Raw genomic sequence first — 16,925 nt, 5'->3', positions numbered from 1 at the left:
AATCTCTCTTGTCAGGGGCTCAGGAACAGGCGGTGCGCGAACGCGCGCCTGTGGCCGGCTCGAAGTCTTTGAAAAGCGCTTGCACGCGGGCGGGGTCAAGCTCAGCCAGGCTCGGAGGGTTCCAGGCGGGCTTTTTGTCTTTATCGATGATCAGCGCGCGGACACCTTCCATCAGGTCGCCCTTGTCGAACCATTGGTACCCCAGGTGCAGTTCCTGGGCGAAGCAGTCGGCCAAGGACAGCTGGCGGCCGCGGCGCAGCAGCTCCAGGGTGGTGGCCATCGCAACAGGAGAGCGACTGTCCAGTACCTCGACGGTTTCCTCGGCCCAGTCTTGAAACTGCGGGGAGGTTTCGCTCAGCAGCGCTGCGCGTATGGCTGGCAGGTCGGGTTTTGCAAAATACTCGTCGATTGCTGGGCGCATCGCCTTGAGTTCCGAGCCGGGCAACTTGTCGACCCCAAACGTTGCCAGCAATGCCTGCAAGGCTTCCAGCGCTTGCCCGTTCCAACTCATGTTGTTCAGGCAATGATCCAGCTCCGCGATCTGCGAGCGGGTAATGCACCAATCGGCCAACCCGGCATAGAGCGCATCGGCGGCGCGAACCTGGATGCCACTGACCCCCAGATAGACCCCGAGTTGCCCCGGCAGACGTGGCAGAAAATAGCTGCCGCCAACGTCAGGGAAGAAGCCGATCCCCACCTCTGGCATGCCCATGCGGGTGCGCTCGGTGACCACCCGCAGCGCCGCCCCTTGCACCAACCCCATGCCACCCCCCAGCACCAAGCCGTCCATCAAGGCCAGGATCGGTTTGGCGTAGGTGTGGATGTGTTCGTTGAGTGCATATTCTTCTTCGAAGAACACTTCATGCTGGCGATCGCCGGATTGGTGACTTTCGTAAAGCATGCGGATGTCGCCACCGGCGCAGAACGCTTTATCGCCTTCGGCCCGTAGCACCACCGCGACGATGTTCGGGTCCTGCTCCCAGGTTGTTAGCTGTTGCTGGAGCAGGCGAACCATGTCCAGGGTCAATGCATTGAGGCCACCCGGGCGATTGAGTGTCAGGTGGCCGATGCGGTTGCGTACGCCAGCCACAACCGGCGCTTCGACATCGCTCATGCTCAGGCCTCCTTGCGGTACAGGTTGATGATGGCGGAGAAGTCCAGGCTGCCATTGCCTTGGGCGCTGAAGGTTTGATACAGCTGTTGGGCAAAGGCGCCGAGCAGTACCGGTTGGCCGATTTGCCTGGCGGCTTCGCTGGCAAGTCCCAGGTCCTTGAGCATCAGGTCGGTACCAAAGCCGCCGCTGTAGCCACGCGAAGCAGGGGCATTGTCGAGCACGCCCGGGAAGGGGTTGTAGGTGTCCGAACTCCAGCAGCGACCGCTGGAGGTGTTGATGATGCCAGCCAGCACGCTGGCTTCCATGCCCAGCGAAACGCCGAGGGCCATGGCCTCCGAGACACCGATCATCGAGATGCCCAGCAGCATGTTGTTGGCGACTTTGGCCACCTGGCCATTGCCTGCGTTGCCGCAGTGCACGATGTTTTTGCCCATGGCAGAGAGAACGGGCTGGGCCCGCTCAAAATCATGGATCGAACCGCCGACCATGAACGTCAAGGTGCCTGCGGTGGCGCCGCCCGTTCCACCCGACACCGGAGCGTCGAGCATGGGGTTGCCGTGGTCCGCCGCGGCCTTGGCCACTTCGCGGGCCGTGAGCGGGTCGATGGTGGAACAGTCAATCAGGAAAACACCCGGCTGAACGTTAGCCAGGAGGCCGGCGTCCCCCAGATACACGGATTTCACGTGAGCTGCCGCTGGCAGCATGGTGATGATCAGCTCCAAGTCGCCTTGTGCCAGGGCTGCTGGCGATTGAGCGATGTCGGCACCGGCTTCGCTCAGGCGTGCCAGGGACGCGGGTGACAGATCGAACACGGTCAATGTGTGGCCGGCCTTGATCAAGTTCAGAGCCATCGGCCCACCCATGTTGCCAAGACCTACGAAACCTATTTTCACGATGAATCCTCGCTGCTGGGATGGGGGTCAGAGGTGCTTGAACTGTGCGGGGCGCTTTTCCACGAAGGCGGCCATGCCTTCTTTTTGATCGGCAGTGGCGAAGATCGAATGGAAAACACGGCGCTCGAAACGCACGCCTTCACTCAGGCTGGACTCGAAGGCCCGGTTGACGCTTTCCTTGACCAACATGGCGGCGGGCAGGGATTTTTCAGCGATGGCGCCGGCGACCTTGAGGGTTTCTTCCAGCAAACGCTCGACGGGCAGAATTCGCGCCACCAGGCCCGCGCGTTCAGCTTCCTCGGCACCCATGTGGCGGCCGGTCATGCACATTTCCATCGCCTTGGCCTTACCAACAGCGCGGGTCAGGCGTTGGGTGCCGCCAATGCCCGGCAGCACGCCGAGGGTGATTTCCGGCAAACCGAAGCGCACGTTATCGGCGGCATAGATGAAGTCGCACATCAGCGCCAGTTCGCACCCGCCACCCAGGGCATAGCCGGCCACGGCTGCGATGAGCGGTTTGCGGCGGTTGGCAATACGGTCGGCCGCGCTGAAAAAATCGTCGAGAAACACCTGGGGGTAGGTGAAGGCGGCCATTTCCTTGATGTCCGCACCGGCCGCGAAGGCTTTGGCGGAGCCGGTGATGACCATGCAGCCGATGGCTGGGTTTTGCTCCAGCTGATCGAGCGCCTGGTTCAGTTCGGCGATGACTTGGCTATTGATGGCGTTGAGGGACTTGGGGCGATTGAGGGTGATCAACCCCACGCGTTCGTGGATTTCCAGCAACAAGGTTTCAAAAGACATGACGCATACTCCCGAGTCAGGCAGGTGCCGGCAGGGCACCTGCCCGTTGGTTTATTTCAACGTGATGGTGGTGTTGACGGCACCGCTGACATCGTCTTCGTTGAACCAGCGTTCGGTGATGGTTTTGGTCTGGGTATAGAACTGCACCACCTGCTTGCCATAGGGCCCAAGGTCACCGAGCTTGGAGGCGCGCGAGCCGCTGAATGAAAACAGCGGTACTGGCACCGGAATCGGCACGTTGATACCGACCTGGCCGACGTCGATTTCTTCCTGGAAGTGACGGGCGGCGGCCCCCGAACGGGTAAACAGCGCCGTGCCGTTGCCGTTCGGGTTGGCGTTGATCAACTCGATGGCATCGTTGAGGGTGTCGGCGTTCAAGACGCAGAGCACCGGGCCGAAGATTTCTTCCTGGTAGATCGTCATGTTCGTGGTGACCGCGGAGAAGATCGTCGGGCCAACGAAATTGCCTTGGGCATAACCGGCCACTTCGGGGTTGCGACCGTCCAGCTCCAAGGTTGCGCCTTGTTCAATACCGGTCGCGATCAGGCTGCTGATCCGATCCAGGGCCGAGCAGGACACGACCGGGCCGATGTCGGTGCCTGGCTCGATGCCGGCGCTGATTTTCAGCCCTTTGGTTTTTTCGATCAGGTCCGGCAACCAGCGCTGTGCTTCGCCGACCAGGATCACCACTGGCAACGCCATGCAGCGTTGACCGGCAGCGCCAAAGGCGGCGCCGAGCAAGTTGTTCAAGGTTTGCTGCTTATTGGCATCGGGCAGCACAACGGCGTGGTTCTTCGCGCCCATCATGCATTGCGCGCGCTTGCCGTTCTGGGTGGCGCGGTTGTAGACGTGAGTACCGACCTTGGTCGAGCCGACAAAGGAAACGGCCTTGATGTCCGGGTGATCGCAAATCAGGTTGACCGCGTCGACGCCACCGTGAATGACGTTGAGCACACCTGGCGGAACACCGGCTTCCATGGCCAGTTCAGCCAGGCGCATGGTGACCATCGGGTCTTGTTCGGAAGGTTTGAGAATGAAGGTATTGCCGGTGGCGATGGCCATCGGGAACATCCACAACGGGATCATCGCCGGGAAGTTGAAGGGCGTGATGCCTGCACAAACACCCAGCGGCTGCAGCAGGGTAAAGGTGTCAACGCCACTGGCCACATTGTTGGCCAGTTCACCGAGCTGCAGGTTGCCAATGCTGGCGGCATGCTCGACCACTTCCAGGCCACGGAACACATCGCCTTCGGCATCTGGCAGGGTCTTGCCCTGTTCGGCGGTCAGGATCGCCGCCAGCTCCTTCATGTTTTCGCGAATCAGTTGCTGGTACTTGAGGAAGATCCGGGCACGGGCGCCGATTGGCGTTTTACGCCACGTCTTGAAGGCTTCCTTGGCGCTGGCCACGGCGGCGTTCATTTCTTCGCTGGTAGCAAAAGGCACTCGGGCCAAGACTTCCTGAGTGGCTGGGTTGACCACATCACGCCATTGCGTGGTTTGGGACTCGATGAGCTTGCCGTCGATCAGGAGCTTGACGGTAGGAATGCGATTGTCAGCCATTGTTTTATTCTTCCGGGGCCTGAAGCCCTTGTCGTATGGAGGTTGTGGCGAGTTTCGCCAGTACTGCTGGTACGGCGAGACGAGCGTGCTTTTGTGCCTTCGAAGGCGCCGAGCAGGGAAGCTGCGCTTTCAAACAATTTGCATTACCAGCCAGATTCTTAGAGCGTTTCCAAAGCTGACTTTCGAAGTCGATTGCTTTGGATAACGATATGGGCCTAGCTTAGCGAGCGTGCCGTCGCGGTTGAAATAACTCGATCCGCCGAATAATTTGCATATCACGCCAGATCGGTGACCGGTTGAGGAGCGAATCAGTGGATCATTCAGTGGACAACACATTGCCCATGGCTTTTGCCCAGGGCCTGCTGCAAGGCGCGTTGAACATCTGCAGCCCAGCGGATATTCAAGCCTTCATCAGCGCTGCGGGCATCGCCAACCACTTGCTGGAGGCGCCGGGAGCAAGGGTCACTTATGACCAGTTCGTGCGTTTGTATCAGCAGGTCGCGTTGGGGACGGATGACGAGGTGATGGGCCACTTTTCCCGTCGGATTCGCAGCGGTACGCTCAAGTACCTGTGTTCAAGCCTGCTCGATGCGCGATCGCTTTCCAACGCGATGTATCGCTTCACTCGGTTCTGGAATCTGCTGCTCGATGACTATTTGCTCGACTACAAAGAGCAGTCAGGTCAGATAGTCATCACGCTTGAAGCACGCGATAGCCAGGCCAATGCCCAGCGCTTCGGGCACGAGTTGATGATGAAGCTTGCCCACGGCGTTGCTTCCTGGTTGGTCGGCCAGGAAATTCCGCTGCACAGTGTGATGTTCTCGTTCGAAAAGCCGGCCTATGCCTCGGAATACATGCACATGTTTCCGGCCCCCATCAGCTTTGAGCAGCCCTGTACGGCGTTGTGTTTCGATAGCCACTGGGGGGAGATGAAGTTTCGTCGCAGCAAGGCCGAATTGTTGCCCTTTCTCCAGGCGGCTCCGCGCTATTGGTGGTTCACCACGTTGAAGGAACGGCTGGTGGCGCAGCAGGTTCGCCAGTATCTGTTGGCCCATCTCAAGCAGGACGACAGTATCCAGGACGCCGCCAACGCGTTGCTGCTTTCTACCCGCACACTCACGCGCCGGCTCAAGGAGGAGGGGACCAGCTACCAGTTGGTCAAGGATGCCTTGCGACGAGACATTGCCGTGCAGCAGCTCATTCACACCGATCTATCGATCACTCATATCGCGGCAGGGCTGGGGTTTGATTCCACGGCCGTGTTCCATCGCGCGTTTCGGGGTTGGACGGGAAGTACACCTGGCGCGTATCGGCGGCCGGGCGGCGATTTTTAAGGGACTGGCGAAGGCGCGCCCTACCATTCGTAGGAGCGGACCTGGCCGCGATGGGCTGCGAAGCAGCCCCTGAGGCCCTGGCATCTACAACGTAGACTTGCGGGTTGAGCCGTTTTTAGAATTGCAAGGGCCGCTGCGCAGCCCATCGCGGCCGGGTCCGCTCCTACAACAGATCGTGTCAGTCCCCGAGGCACATCTGTTCTGCTTCGCCTCAGGTCCCAGTGATTGAAGAAAACCGGCTGCGGTAAGCGGCAGGCGTGGATCCCACCTGTTTGCGAAACAAGCGGGTGAAGGAGCTGGCGTTCTGATACCCGACTTGATTGGCGATCTCCTCGATACTCAAGTCACCGCTTTCCAGCAACTTCATGGATATCTCGATGCGCAGGTTCTGCAGGTACGCCAGGGGAGTGGTGCCCAGCACGCTGTTGAAATGGCGGATCAAGGTACGCACGCTGACCGACAGTGCGGCGGCCAATTCGGGCAGGCTCACGTCTTCGGCGAAGTGTTTGAGCAGCCAGTGCTGCGCTTTCGAGACCATCGTGTCGCTATGGACAGACTCCATTTGCAGAGGCAGGTAGGGCAGTTGGGTGGTCTGGCTGGTATCAATCAGCATGGTCTTGGCGGTCAGCTTGGCCGTGTTCGCCCCACAGAAATGTTCGACCATCCTCACGGCTTGCAACAAGTACGAGGCCGAAGCGCCAGCGCACCACAGGCGATCTTCCTCGGTCACCATGGCTCTCAGTTGCAAGTTAACGCTGGGGTAACGTTCACGAAACAGTCGTTCGAGCCACCAGGTGGTGGTGGCTTGGCGCCCGTTCAGCAGGCCAGTTTCGGCGAGCAGAAAGGTGCCCGTGCAATTGGCAGCCACCACTGCGCCTTCTCGCCATTGCGCCTTGAGCCATTCGCGTTGCGGTTCGGCGGCTTCCAGCATGGCCTGGAAAGCGTCCTGGCCTGCGTAATACAACCCGGGAACGAAGATGATATCGAGTTTCTCTTCAGGCAGTGGCGCCGGTGAACCCAGCGTCAGCCCGTTGCAGGCGGTTACCGTCTTGCTGCTTTCTACCCGCACACTCACGCGCCGGCTCAAGGAGGAGGGGACCAGCTACCAGTTGGTCAAGGATGCCTTGCGACGAGACATTGCCGTGCAGCAGCTCATTCACACCGATCTATCGATCACTCATATCGCGGCAGGGCTGGGGTTTGATTCCACGGCCGTGTTCCATCGCGCGTTTCGGGGTTGGACGGGAAGTACACCTGGCGCGTATCGGCGGCCGGGCGGCGATTTTTAAGGGACTGGCGAAGGCGCGCCCTACCATTCGTAGGAGCGGACCTGGCCGCGATGGGCTGCGAAGCAGCCCCTGAGGCCCTGGCATCTACAACGTAGACTTGCGGGTTGAGCCGTTTTTAGAATTGCAAGGGCCGCTGCGCAGCCCATCGCGGCCGGGTCCGCTCCTACAACAGATCGTGTCAGTCCCCGAGGCACATCTGTTCTGCTTCGCCTCAGGTCCCAGTGATTGAAGAAAACCGGCTGCGGTAAGCGGCAGGCGTGGATCCCACCTGTTTGCGAAACAGTCGGGTGAAGGAGCTGGCGTTCTGATAGCCGACTTGATTGGCGATCTCCTCGATACTCAAGTCACCGCTTTCCAGCAACTTCATGGATATCTCGATGCGCAGGTTCTGCAGGTACGCCAGGGGAGTGGTGCCCAGCACGCTGTTGAAATGGCGGATCAAGGTACGCACGCTGACCGACAGTGCGGCGGCCAATTCGGGCAGGCTCACGTCTTCGGCGAAGTGTTTGAGCAGCCAGTGCTGCGCTTTCGAGACCATCGTGTCGCTATGGACAGACTCCATTTGCAGAGGCAGGTAGGGCAGTTGGGTGGTCTGGCTGGTATCAATCAGCATGGTCTTGGCGGTCAGCTTGGCCGTGTTCGCCCCACAGAAATGTTCGACCATCCTCACGGCTTGCAACAAGTACGAGGCCGAAGCGCCAGCGCACCACAGGCGATCTTCCTCGGTCACCATGGCTCTCAGTTGCAAGTTAACGCTGGGGTAACGTTCACGAAACAGTCGTTCGAGCCACCAGGTGGTGGTGGCTTGGCGCTCGTTCAGCAGGCCAGTTTCGGCGAGTAGAAAGGTGCCCGTGCAATTGGCAGCCACCACTGCGCCTTCTCGCCATTGCGCCTTGAGCCATTCGCGTTGCGGTTCGGCGGCTTCCAGCATGGCCTGGAAAGCGTCCTGGCCTGCGTAATACAACCCGGGAACGAAGATGATATCGAGTTTCTCTTCAGGCAGTGGCGCCGGTGAACCCAGCGTCAGCCCGTTGCAGGCGGTTACCGTCTTGCCCTTGTGCGACACGAATTGCCAGGAGAACGGGCGCGCGATGGCATTTCCGGTCATGTGCTGTTGGCGACTCAAATGAGCATTGGTGACATGGAGCACGTCTCCAAATCCGGCAAGGCTGGAGGAATAACAGCCATCGATGGCGAGAATGGCGGCGCGAAGCGGGTTGGTTTTCATGTTGGCAAAATACGCATAAAAATAGTCAATAATGCCAATTTAGCACTGCCGTCCGGTTCCGTACAGTGACCTTATCAGTCACCCAAACCGGAGTTTCCATGAACGTATTGATTGTCCATGCACACAATGAACCCCAGTCATTCAATGCGTCGATGTTGAACCTGGCCGTCGAAACATTGAGCGGCCAGGGGCACGAGGTCGTTGTCTCTGACTTGTATGCAATGAAATTCAACCCGGTGGCCACCGCCGATGACTTCGGCCAGCGCGCCAACAGCGAGCACCTTGTTTACGCGCTGGAACAGCGCAACGGCTACAACAACGGCACGCTGGCGCCCGATATCCTGGCCGAGCTGGACAAGATCAAATGGGCCGACCTGATCATTTTTAACTTCCCGATCTATTGGTTCAGCATGCCGGCGATCCTGAAGGGCTGGATCGATCGGGTGTTCATTTCCGGCTTGTGCTACGGCGGTGTGCGTATCTATGACCGGGGCGGTCTCAAGGGCAAGAAAGCGATGCTGGCGTTCTCGTTGGGCGGCCAGGACCACATGTTCGGCCCAGGCGCTGTGCATGGCGATCTGCAGACATTGTTGCAACCCATCCAGCGCGGCGTGCTGGGTTACGTGGGCCTGACGGTTCTGCCGCCATTCGTTGCCTTCCACGTGCCGTACATCAGCGCAGAGGCGCGTCACCAATACCTGGAGCAGTACCGCCAGCATTTGCTGACGCTGGATGAGCGGCCGTCGCTTGAATTCCCTTCGCTGGACGACTACGACGAGCTGCTGCACCCAAAGGTTTCGCCTGCCTGCGCCTAAGGGCCAGCAAGCGGTTATCAGTTATCGGAGGATGCTCATGATCGAACTCTACAGTTGGCCAGCGCCCAATGGGCAGAAGCTACATCTGTTGATGGAGGAATTGGCGATCCCTTATCGGGTGGTGCCTATCGATATCACCCGCGGTGCCCAGCACACCGCGAGCTACAGGGCGATCAATCCCAATGGCAAGGTGCCGGCCATCGTTGATCACTCGCCCATGGACGGCGGTGCACCGGTCACCGTGTTCGAGAGCGGGGCCATCATGGTGTACCTGGCCGAGAAGGAAAACCGCTTCGTGCCGCAGGACCCGCGTCAACGCCTGGAAGTGATGCAGTGGCTGTTCTGGCAGGTCGGTGGCCTGGGGCCGATGATGGGGCAGGCCCAGCACTTTTTCCGCTATGCCACGGAGAAGGTTCCCTACGCCATCACCCGCTACCAGACCGAAACAAAGCGCCTGCTGAAGTTGCTGGATGATCGGCTTGAAACCCGTGCCTATATCTGCGGCGATTACTCGATCGTCGACATGGCGTGTTTTCCCTGGATCCGCGTACACAAAATGACGGGCGTCGGGCTGGATCAATTCCCGAATGTACAAGCCTGGTACGGCAGGGTGCGAAGCCGCCCAGCCGTGGGGCGGGCGATTGATCTGCTCAGAGACCGCTGGGTCGATGTCACCACCTCGGAGCAGGCCAAGCACAACCTGTTTCGTGCCGTCCAGGAGTGAGCCATGAACCAGCCCTGTGATCGGGGGGTCACTGCGTTTATCGATTTGCGCAGCCCTTATTCCTACCTGGCACTGCGTCCAGCCCTGGCACTGGCTCAACAGAGCGGCGTGGCGTTCGACTGGTGGCCTTACATCACCGACTTTCGCTCGGCGTACGGCGGTGAAGTGGAGCAGCGTTCTGATCGAGAAGTTGCCAAATTGAAGTACCTCTATATGGACTGCCGGCGGCTGGCCGAGCAGCAGGGGCTCACTATTCACGCCACCACCAAGCTCTGGAACGCGGAGCTTGCCAGCCAAGCCATGTTGTTTGCCAAGTCCCAAGGCCGTCTTTGGGCGTTTTGCGACCCACTGCTGGCAGCGTTCTGGCATCGCGAGTTTGACCTGGAATCAAACGCCGAGATTCAGGCGGCCCTGATCCGCGCCGGCTTGCAGGCTGGCGATTGGCAGCGATATCTCGAATTGCAATCGCAGCAGGATTTAGCCCAGGCAGTGCAGCTTGCCGAGCGTCTGGGGGTCTTTGGCGCGCCAACCTTCGTCTATCAAGGCGAGTTGTTCTGGGGAGGTGACCGGCTAGATCTGCTCGCCGCCCGCATCAACAAAAACAATCTGTGACGTCAGTCAGGAAGGTCCCATGAGTATTTCCATACCGGAACCGGTAGACACCCCCGGTGTGCATCTGGAGCGCCAGGGCGCACTTTGCTACATCACGCTGGATCGACCTGCGACCCGAAACAGCTTCGACCTCGCCATGGGGCTTGCGTTGCGAGATGCCGTCCGCGCGTTGGTGGCTGAGCCACCTCGAGTGGTGATCCTGCGCAGCAGTGGCGAGCACTTCATGGTGGGGGGCGATGTCCGTCATTTCGACGCATTGCTCAAGGACTCCACGACAGCCTGCGCGCAAGAACTGGAGCAACTGATCAGCGCCGTGAACGAGGCCGTTATCGGGCTCACCACACTGCCTTGCCCGGTGCTGGGTTTGATCAGTGGATCGGCGGCAGGGTTTGGCCTGTCGCTGGCGTTGGCCTGCGACATTCTCATTGCCGCCGAAAATGCCAGTTTCATCCTGGCCTACAGCGCCATCGGCGCCACACCAGACGGCGGCGGGACCTGGCATCTGACGCGACATTTGGGCTTGCATCGCGCCATGGCCATCGCCCTGTTGAACACAAAGATCGACGCAAGTCAGGCCAGGGAAATCGGACTGGTCGCTGATGTGGTCGAGGCTGGCGAATTGCAGGTGGCAGGCCAGCTCATGGCTCAGCGGCTAGCCAATGGTGCTGCATCCGCCCAGGCCGGTATCAAGCGGCTCTTGCGTGAAGGTTTGAACACTGATCTTCAGACGGCCCTTGAAGCGGAAAAAAGATCCTTTATCGAGATGTCCGCGACCGCGGATTTCGCCGAAGGCGTGAGCGCGTTCTGTCAGCGGCGCAAGGCCCAATTTGCTGTGTCGGTTTAACAACTACAGGAAGGTGCTAATGAATATTCAAGACGCTGTTTTTCTGATCACCGGTGGTGCTTCAGGGCTTGGAGCTGCAACGGCCAAAAGGGTGGTCAAGGCAGGCGGCAAGGTCGTGCTTGCAGACCTTAATACCGCTAGCGGAACGGCTCTGGCAGAAGAGCTGGGCGCATCGGCGCTGTACGTGCATACGGATGTGGTCGATGAGGATTCGACACGGGCGGCCATCGACTATGCGGTGACCCATTTTGGCACCCTGCACGGTTTGATCTGTTGTGCTGGTGTCGCACCTGGGGAAAAGGTGCTGGGCAAGGAGGGCGCGCATGCACTGAGCACCTTCACGCGCGGCATCATGATCAACCTCGTGGGCACCTTCAATGCCATTCGGCTCGCGGCAGAAGTGATGAGCAAGAACGCTCCCAACACTGAGGGTGAGCGTGGGGTGATTATCACCACCGCTTCGGTCGCGGCATTCGACGGGCAGATTGGGCAAGCCGCTTACGCGGCGTCAAAAGCTGGCGTGGTCGGCATGACACTGCCAATCGCACGAGAACTTGCGCGCTTTGGCATTCGTATCATGACCATTGCGCCGGGCATCTTTGAGACACCGATGTTGTTGGGGTTGCCGCAGGACGTGCAGGCCTCGCTTGGCAAAACGGTCCCCTTTCCCTCCAGGCTGGGCCGTGGCGATGAATTCGCCCAACTGGTTGAGTCCATTGTTCAGAACCCCATGCTCAATGGGGAAGTCATTCGCCTGGATGGCGCACTACGAATGGCATCCAAGTAAGGACAAACAGCAGTCTTCGCCTCGCAGTCGTCAAAACAAAAATAAAAACAGCCATAACAATAAAAAGAGGAAGACTTACCATGCAGTACGCCTTGAAAACCATCATCCATGTTATTTGCACGGGCGCTATGTTGGGTATGGCCGCAGAGGCCAGCGCCGATTTTATTGCCGACAGCAAGGCCAACCTGGATCTTCGCAACTTCTACATGAACCGCGACTTCCGTCAGCACGGTGCCGCGCAAAATAAAGCCGAAGAGTGGGCGCAGGGTTTTGCCTTGCGCTTGGAGTCTGGATACACGCAAGGCCCTGTAGGCTTTGGCCTGGATGCCATCGGCTTGCTTGGCATCAAGCTGGACTCAAGCCCCGATCGAATCGGTACCGGGCTGCTGAAAAGCGATCGCGAAGCGCCCAAGCGCGCTCAAGACGAGTACGGCGAAGCGGGGTTGACCGCGAAGCTGCGCGTGTCCCAAAGCACGCTTAAACTCGGCACTCTGCAACCGGTGCTGCCGTCACTGATGCGCAACGATTCGCGCCTGATGCCACAAACCTTCCGAGGTGCCTGGCTCAACAGCAACGAGATCAATGGACTGACGCTGGACCTGGGCCGCATTGATCGCGTCAACCAGCGCGACTCTTCCGACAACGAAGCCATGACGGTTTTCAATGCTGGTAAACGCAACATCGTGCTTGGCCAAGCCAAGACAAGCGATGAGTTCATCTTTGGTGGCGGTCGCTATCAATGGAACCCGCAGCTTGCCACCAGCTATTACTACGGCGGTCTTGATGGCATTTACCAACAACATCTGTTCAATCTCGTTCACCAACTGCCGTTGGGGGAGGGGCAAAGCCTCAAGTCAGATGTGCGCTTTGCGCGGTCCAGCGATGATGGCGGCAGTAACGTCGACAACGATGCCCTTGGTGCGATGTTCACCTACAAGCTCGGCGGGCACAGCGTCGGTGCCGGTTATCAGCATCTGAGCGGCAATACGGGCTTGGCCTTTGTGAACGGCGCAGACAATGCGTTGCTTAATCTGATGCAAATCAACGATTTCGGCAACCAGGATGAGCACTCCTGGCAAGTCCGGTATGACTATGATTTCGCCGCGTTGGGTCTCCCTGGCTTGACCCTGATGACCCGCTACGTTTCGGGTGACAACGTCGATCGAGGCCCAGGCCTGAGCGACGGCAAAACCTGGGAGCGTAATATGGACATTGGATATGTCATTCAAAGCGGGCCACTGAAAAATATCGGCGTGAAGCTGCGAAATGCCACGACCCGCAGCAACTTCCTTAGCGACATGGACGAAAACCGCTTGATCGTCAGTTACAGCCTGCCGTTGTGGTAGGCCTACCCGTGAACGCGTAGAGGAGCGAGGCATCAGCTTGGCGAAATTGGCATGAAAAACGTCAATATTGCCAATGTTGTGTCGGTTACCGTTCTCGTACAGTGAAGCCAATGGGAAGCTGCGTTTTCAAGGCCGGATGTTCGTACCAAGAAGATCAAGTGAATCAAGGTTGAGACAACAATAATGAACACTCTGAAAGACAGTTATTCTCGTGGCGCTACCGACACCCCGCTGATTGAACAAACCGTGGGCATGTTTTTTGACGATATCGTTGCCAGGTTTCCTGATAACGAGGCGTTGGTCTCCCGCCATCAAAATATTCGGTATAGCTATTCCCAGTTGCAACGTGAAGCGAATCGCTTGTCTAGCGCGCTCCTGGGCCTTGGCCTTGAGCCAGGAGATCGGTTGGGTATCTGGGCCAATAACTGTGCCGAGTGGCTGATGACACAGCTGGCCACCGCTAAAGTCGGCCTGATTCTGGTTAACTTGAACCCGGCGTATCGCGCTGCCGAACTTGAATATGCCTTGAACAAATCCAGTTGCAAGGTGTTGATAATGTTGTCGAGTTTCAAGACAACAAACTATCTGGAGCTGATCAGAAACCTGGCACCGGAAATTGACAGTGCCACACCGGGTCAGTTGGATGCCGTCAAACTGCCCTTTTTGCGTGCGGTGGTTCAACTCAGTGACGCGGCGGTCCCGGGGTTTATTCGTTTCAGTGATCTGATGGCCCAAGGCGACCCGGACGATGAAAATGTTCGCCGCATTGGCGTGATCCTAAAGGCCACCGATCCGGTCAACATTCAGTTCACCAGTGGCACGACGGGCTCACCGAAAGGTGCCGCCTTGACCCACCGCGGGATCCTCAATAATGGCTTCTTCCTGGGAGAGGCCATCAAGCTGAGCGAAACGGATCGACTGTGCATTCCGGTGCCGTTGTTCCACTGTTTCGGGATGGTGGTGGGCAACCTGGCGGCGCTGACCCATGGCAGCACCATTGTCTACCCCAACGATTCGTTCGATCCGGTTTTAACCCTGCAGGCGGTACAAGACGAGCGTTGCACCGCGCTTCACGGCGTTCCGACGATGTTCATCACCGAACTCGATCACCCACGCTTTCATGAATTCGACCTGAGCAGTTTGCGCACCGGGATCCTGGCGGGTACAGCATGCCCGATCGAAGTGATGAAACGGGTTGAGCGAGACATGCATATGCGCGAGGTGACCATCGCTTACGGCATGACGGAAACCAGCCCCGCCAGTTTCCAGAGCACAACCGACACACCGCTTGCAAAGCGCGTCTCCACCATCGGCAAAGTGCATCCGCACCTGGAAGCGAAGATTATCAATTCTGAGTCCGGCGCTGTACTTCCCGTGGGCACGGTGGGTGAACTGTGCGTGCGTGGCTATTCGCTGATGCAGGGCTACTGGCAGGATCCTGAGAAAACGGCGCAGACCATTGATGCCGATGGCTGGATCCACAGCGGCGACCTCGCCACCATGGATGAGGAGGGCTACGTCAGTATCACGGGCCGCCTGAAGGACATGGTGATTCGGGGTGGAGAGAACATTTCTCCACGTGAAATCGAAGAGTTCCTTTATCGCCATCCCGCCATTCAGGACGTGCAAGTCATCGGTGTTTCGGACCGTAAATACGGCGAAGAGCTGTGCGTCTGGATTGTTCAGCGCAGCGGGGCGAGCCTGTGTGAGGATGACATTCGCACTTTTTGCGACGGCCAGATCGCCCGCTACAAAATCCCTCGCTATATCCGATTTGTCGAAGGCTTTCCGATGACACTGTCTGGCAAGGTTCAGAAATTCAAGATGCGCGAAATAATGGAAGAAGAGCTCAGTTTGGCAACGTGCTAGAACCGTCGCGGTGCTGCAATAGCTTGAGCGATATTGAACATATTGCGCCGTTGCGACGGCGCAACTGAGGAGGAAAATAAGCATGGCTTGGCAGATTGATGTGATCGATGATTGCGCCGTGGTGCGCATGAACACTAACAAGGTAAACGTGCAAAACGATGCCTTCTTCAAGGATCTGCACGAGGCCTTCGACCGGCTTGAAAAAGAATTCAGCGAACTGCCCGTTATTTTGACAGGGCAGGGGAATGTCTTTTCTGCAGGGATCGATTTCAAATACAGCTTCGATGTGTTCGGCAGTCAGAACCCAGAGCGTATTCGCCAGTGGTACGCGGAGTACCGCGCCACCAATCTGCGGATTTTCCAATATCCAAGGCCGACGGTCGCGGCCATCAACGGCCATGCCATCGCGGGCGGGCTGATCACTGCATTGGATTGTGACTTTCGAATCGCGGCGCGTAAAACCGCCAAGTTTGGTCTGAACGAAGTCCCCATCGGCATTCCGATGCCGGCGGCCTACGTAGAAATCATCAAGTACGCGTTGGGCAGCAAGGTCGGAGCGTTGACGACGCTCAAGGGCGAACTGTATTCGCTGGAACAGGCCGAGAAGCTTGGGTTCTTCCATGAAGTGGTGGAAGAGTCCGAATTGCTGTCCACGGCCATTGCCTATGCGCGGTGTATCACGGCGGACTGCAATGTGGCGTATGCGATGTCCAAGAAGGCCTTGCAGGATTCAGTCATTCAGCAGATCGAGCAACGTACGACGTTGCTGGATCAGCAACTGCCCAATGGCATGAGCGAAGAGGGTAATCGACGTGCCCAGGATCGGCGTCGCCGGGAAATCATGGGCGCTTGATCAGTCTCGGAGGGATAAAAAGTGGCCGAGATTATTGACGCCTGGATGCAGTTTCCCAACACGCCTTATCTGCTGGACCCCATGTTTGACTCTTTGCGTCGCTGGCCGACGACCTGGAGGACGTTGGCAGACAACCACCCTGAAATTACCTGCGACGAAGCGTTGGCAACCCTGCGTAGCCAAGGTGTGTCCAAGTCGATTGCCAGCGCCTGGTGGGGGCCTAGGGGCCCGATGATCACCAATGACGAAGTGGGCGCCGCCGTTCTAGCCCATCCCGAGCACGTGGTGGGTGTGGCTTGCGTTGATATCAGCCGCCCGATGGATGCGGTCCGGGAGCTTCGCCGTTGCGTGAAGACCTATGGCTTCAAAGGCCTGCGCGTGTTGCCTTGGCTGTGGGGCTTGCCGCCGGACGATCGTCGATATTATCCGCTGTATGCCGAGTGCATCGAACTGGATATCACGTTTTGTCTGCAAGTCGGGCACGCCGGGCCGATGCGGCCGTCAGAGCCAGGTCGCCCGATACCCTATCTGGACAACGTGGTCAGCGAGTTTCCAGAACTGCGCATCGTTGGCGGGCACATTGGTGTGCCGTGGTTATCGGAGATGATCTCGCTGATGATGAAATACCCCAACCTCTACGTCGATACCTCCGCCTACAAGGCGTCTCGCTTTCCTCCAGAGTTGGTGGCGTATATGCGCGGGCCAGGGAAAAACAAGGTCTTGTTTGGCTCCAACTACCCCATGTTGACACCGTCGGAGTGTTTGGCAGGGCTTGAGGATCTGGCGTTGGGGCCAGAAACAGAGCGCCTGTTCCTCGCAGAGAACGCTCGGCGTGCTTTCAAGCTTTAAATGAACA

General features: G+C 58.4%; 17 protein-coding genes. 11 read left to right on the top strand and 6 right to left on the bottom strand.

Annotated elements, in window-relative coordinates:
* Positions 1–19: 19 nt before the first annotated feature.
* The 4 genes from AC3IX4_RS17590 to AC3IX4_RS17575 are packed head-to-tail and all read right to left on the bottom strand — an operon-like array spanning position 20 to position 4,368.
* A complete protein-coding gene (locus AC3IX4_RS17590; protein ID WP_489256684.1) occupies positions 20–1,114 on the bottom strand; it encodes an enoyl-CoA hydratase/isomerase family protein in 1,095 nt (364 codons plus the stop codon).
* 2 nt (positions 1,115–1,116) lie between these two features.
* Positions 1,117–2,007, bottom strand: a complete 891-nt coding sequence (gene mmsB / locus AC3IX4_RS17585) for a 3-hydroxyisobutyrate dehydrogenase (protein ID WP_489256683.1) — start codon at positions 2,005–2,007, stop codon at positions 1,117–1,119.
* 27 nt (positions 2,008–2,034) lie between these two features.
* Positions 2,035–2,808 carry an enoyl-CoA hydratase gene (locus tag AC3IX4_RS17580; RefSeq protein WP_489256682.1) on the bottom strand — a complete coding sequence of 258 codons (774 nt, stop codon included), beginning with the start codon at positions 2,806–2,808 and terminating at the stop codon, positions 2,035–2,037.
* Between the two features lie 51 nt (positions 2,809–2,859).
* On the bottom strand, positions 2,860–4,368 hold the full coding sequence (locus tag AC3IX4_RS17575; protein WP_489256681.1) for a CoA-acylating methylmalonate-semialdehyde dehydrogenase: 1,509 nt from the start codon (positions 4,366–4,368) through the stop codon (positions 2,860–2,862).
* 311 nt (positions 4,369–4,679) lie between these two features.
* Between AC3IX4_RS17575 and AC3IX4_RS17570 the strand changes: the two genes are divergently transcribed.
* Positions 4,680–5,702, top strand: a complete 1,023-nt coding sequence (locus tag AC3IX4_RS17570) for an AraC family transcriptional regulator (RefSeq protein WP_489256680.1) — start codon at positions 4,680–4,682, stop codon at positions 5,700–5,702.
* Between the two features lie 211 nt (positions 5,703–5,913).
* Here AC3IX4_RS17570 and AC3IX4_RS17565 read toward each other — a convergent pair whose 3' ends face one another.
* Entirely contained in the window at positions 5,914–6,777 is an 864-nt protein-coding gene (locus tag AC3IX4_RS17565; protein WP_489256679.1) for a GlxA family transcriptional regulator, read from the bottom strand.
* Between AC3IX4_RS17565 and AC3IX4_RS17560 the strand changes: the two genes are divergently transcribed.
* On the top strand, positions 6,680–6,991 hold the full coding sequence (locus AC3IX4_RS17560) for a helix-turn-helix domain-containing protein (RefSeq protein WP_489256678.1): 312 nt from the start codon (positions 6,680–6,682) through the stop codon (positions 6,989–6,991). The genes AC3IX4_RS17565 and AC3IX4_RS17560 overlap by 98 nt on opposite strands.
* 211 nt (positions 6,992–7,202) lie before the next feature.
* On the opposite strand, the gene AC3IX4_RS17555 is transcribed toward AC3IX4_RS17560, so the two are convergent.
* On the bottom strand, positions 7,203–8,219 hold the full coding sequence (locus AC3IX4_RS17555) for a GlxA family transcriptional regulator (RefSeq protein WP_489256677.1): 1,017 nt from the start codon (positions 8,217–8,219) through the stop codon (positions 7,203–7,205).
* A 98-nt stretch (positions 8,220–8,317) separates the two neighbouring features.
* Here AC3IX4_RS17555 and AC3IX4_RS17550 point away from each other — a divergent pair, with 98 nt between their 5' ends.
* From AC3IX4_RS17550 to AC3IX4_RS17510, 9 genes are all read left to right on the top strand, one after another.
* Positions 8,318–9,034, top strand: a complete 717-nt coding sequence (locus tag AC3IX4_RS17550) for an NAD(P)H-dependent oxidoreductase (protein ID WP_489256676.1) — start codon at positions 8,318–8,320, stop codon at positions 9,032–9,034.
* Positions 9,035–9,071: 37 nt separating this feature from the next.
* Positions 9,072–9,758, top strand: coding sequence for a glutathione S-transferase N-terminal domain-containing protein (locus tag AC3IX4_RS17545; protein WP_489256675.1), 687 nt, complete (start codon positions 9,072–9,074; stop codon positions 9,756–9,758).
* A 3-nt stretch (positions 9,759–9,761) separates the two neighbouring features.
* Positions 9,762–10,370, top strand: a complete 609-nt coding sequence (locus tag AC3IX4_RS17540; protein WP_489256674.1) for a DsbA family protein — start codon at positions 9,762–9,764, stop codon at positions 10,368–10,370.
* 19 nt (positions 10,371–10,389) lie between these two features.
* Positions 10,390–11,214, top strand: a complete 825-nt coding sequence (locus AC3IX4_RS17535; protein ID WP_489256673.1) for an enoyl-CoA hydratase/isomerase family protein — start codon at positions 10,390–10,392, stop codon at positions 11,212–11,214.
* Between the two features lie 19 nt (positions 11,215–11,233).
* Positions 11,234–12,001, top strand: a complete 768-nt coding sequence (locus AC3IX4_RS17530) for a 3-hydroxyacyl-CoA dehydrogenase (RefSeq protein ID WP_489256672.1) — start codon at positions 11,234–11,236, stop codon at positions 11,999–12,001.
* A gap of 128 nt (positions 12,002–12,129) precedes the next feature.
* Positions 12,130–13,347: an OprD family porin gene (locus AC3IX4_RS17525; protein WP_489261315.1), complete on the top strand. Its 1,218-nt coding sequence runs from the start codon at positions 12,130–12,132 to the stop codon at positions 13,345–13,347.
* Positions 13,348–13,530: 183 nt separating this feature from the next.
* The gene (locus AC3IX4_RS17520; protein WP_489256671.1) at positions 13,531–15,216 is read left to right on the top strand and encodes an AMP-binding protein; all 1,686 of its coding nucleotides are present in this window, start codon (positions 13,531–13,533) and stop codon (positions 15,214–15,216) included.
* An 82-nt stretch (positions 15,217–15,298) separates the two neighbouring features.
* Positions 15,299–16,069 carry an enoyl-CoA hydratase/isomerase family protein gene (locus AC3IX4_RS17515; protein WP_489256670.1) on the top strand — a complete coding sequence of 257 codons (771 nt, stop codon included), beginning with the start codon at positions 15,299–15,301 and terminating at the stop codon, positions 16,067–16,069.
* A gap of 21 nt (positions 16,070–16,090) precedes the next feature.
* Positions 16,091–16,918 (top strand): amidohydrolase family protein, encoded by an 828-nt coding sequence (locus tag AC3IX4_RS17510; protein ID WP_489256669.1) that lies wholly within the window; start codon positions 16,091–16,093, stop codon positions 16,916–16,918.
* Positions 16,919–16,925: the final 7 nt, after the last annotated feature.

The sequence above is a fragment of the Pseudomonas sp. KH_021 genome (assembly GCF_057838865.1).
The sequence above is the reverse complement of the archived record's forward strand: the minus strand, read 5'-3'. Positions and strand labels throughout refer to the sequence as shown.

Excerpts from the sequence above, each read along its gene's own strand:
- AC3IX4_RS17525 (WP_489261315.1), top strand. The coding sequence starts at position 12,130 with ATGTTGGGTATGGCCGCAGAGGCCAGCGCCGATTTTATTGCCGACAGC.
- AC3IX4_RS17560 (WP_489256678.1), top strand. The coding sequence starts at position 6,680 with ATGATATCGAGTTTCTCTTCAGGCAGTGGCGCCGGTGAACCCAGCGTC.
- AC3IX4_RS17580 (WP_489256682.1), bottom strand. The coding sequence starts at position 2,808 with ATGTCTTTTGAAACCTTGTTGCTGGAAATCCACGAACGCGTGGGGTTG.
- AC3IX4_RS17555 (WP_489256677.1), bottom strand. The coding sequence starts at position 8,219 with ATGAAAACCAACCCGCTTCGCGCCGCCATTCTCGCCATCGATGGCTGT.
- AC3IX4_RS17515 (WP_489256670.1), top strand. The coding sequence starts at position 15,299 with ATGGCTTGGCAGATTGATGTGATCGATGATTGCGCCGTGGTGCGCATG.
- AC3IX4_RS17590 (WP_489256684.1), bottom strand. The coding sequence starts at position 1,114 with ATGAGCGATGTCGAAGCGCCGGTTGTGGCTGGCGTACGCAACCGCATC.
- AC3IX4_RS17520 (WP_489256671.1), top strand. The coding sequence starts at position 13,531 with ATGAACACTCTGAAAGACAGTTATTCTCGTGGCGCTACCGACACCCCG.
- AC3IX4_RS17530 (WP_489256672.1), top strand. The coding sequence starts at position 11,234 with ATGAATATTCAAGACGCTGTTTTTCTGATCACCGGTGGTGCTTCAGGG.
- AC3IX4_RS17575 (WP_489256681.1), bottom strand. The coding sequence starts at position 4,368 with ATGGCTGACAATCGCATTCCTACCGTCAAGCTCCTGATCGACGGCAAG.
- AC3IX4_RS17535 (WP_489256673.1), top strand. The coding sequence starts at position 10,390 with ATGAGTATTTCCATACCGGAACCGGTAGACACCCCCGGTGTGCATCTG.
- AC3IX4_RS17540 (WP_489256674.1), top strand. The coding sequence starts at position 9,762 with ATGAACCAGCCCTGTGATCGGGGGGTCACTGCGTTTATCGATTTGCGC.
- AC3IX4_RS17545 (WP_489256675.1), top strand. The coding sequence starts at position 9,072 with ATGATCGAACTCTACAGTTGGCCAGCGCCCAATGGGCAGAAGCTACAT.
- AC3IX4_RS17550 (WP_489256676.1), top strand. The coding sequence starts at position 8,318 with ATGAACGTATTGATTGTCCATGCACACAATGAACCCCAGTCATTCAAT.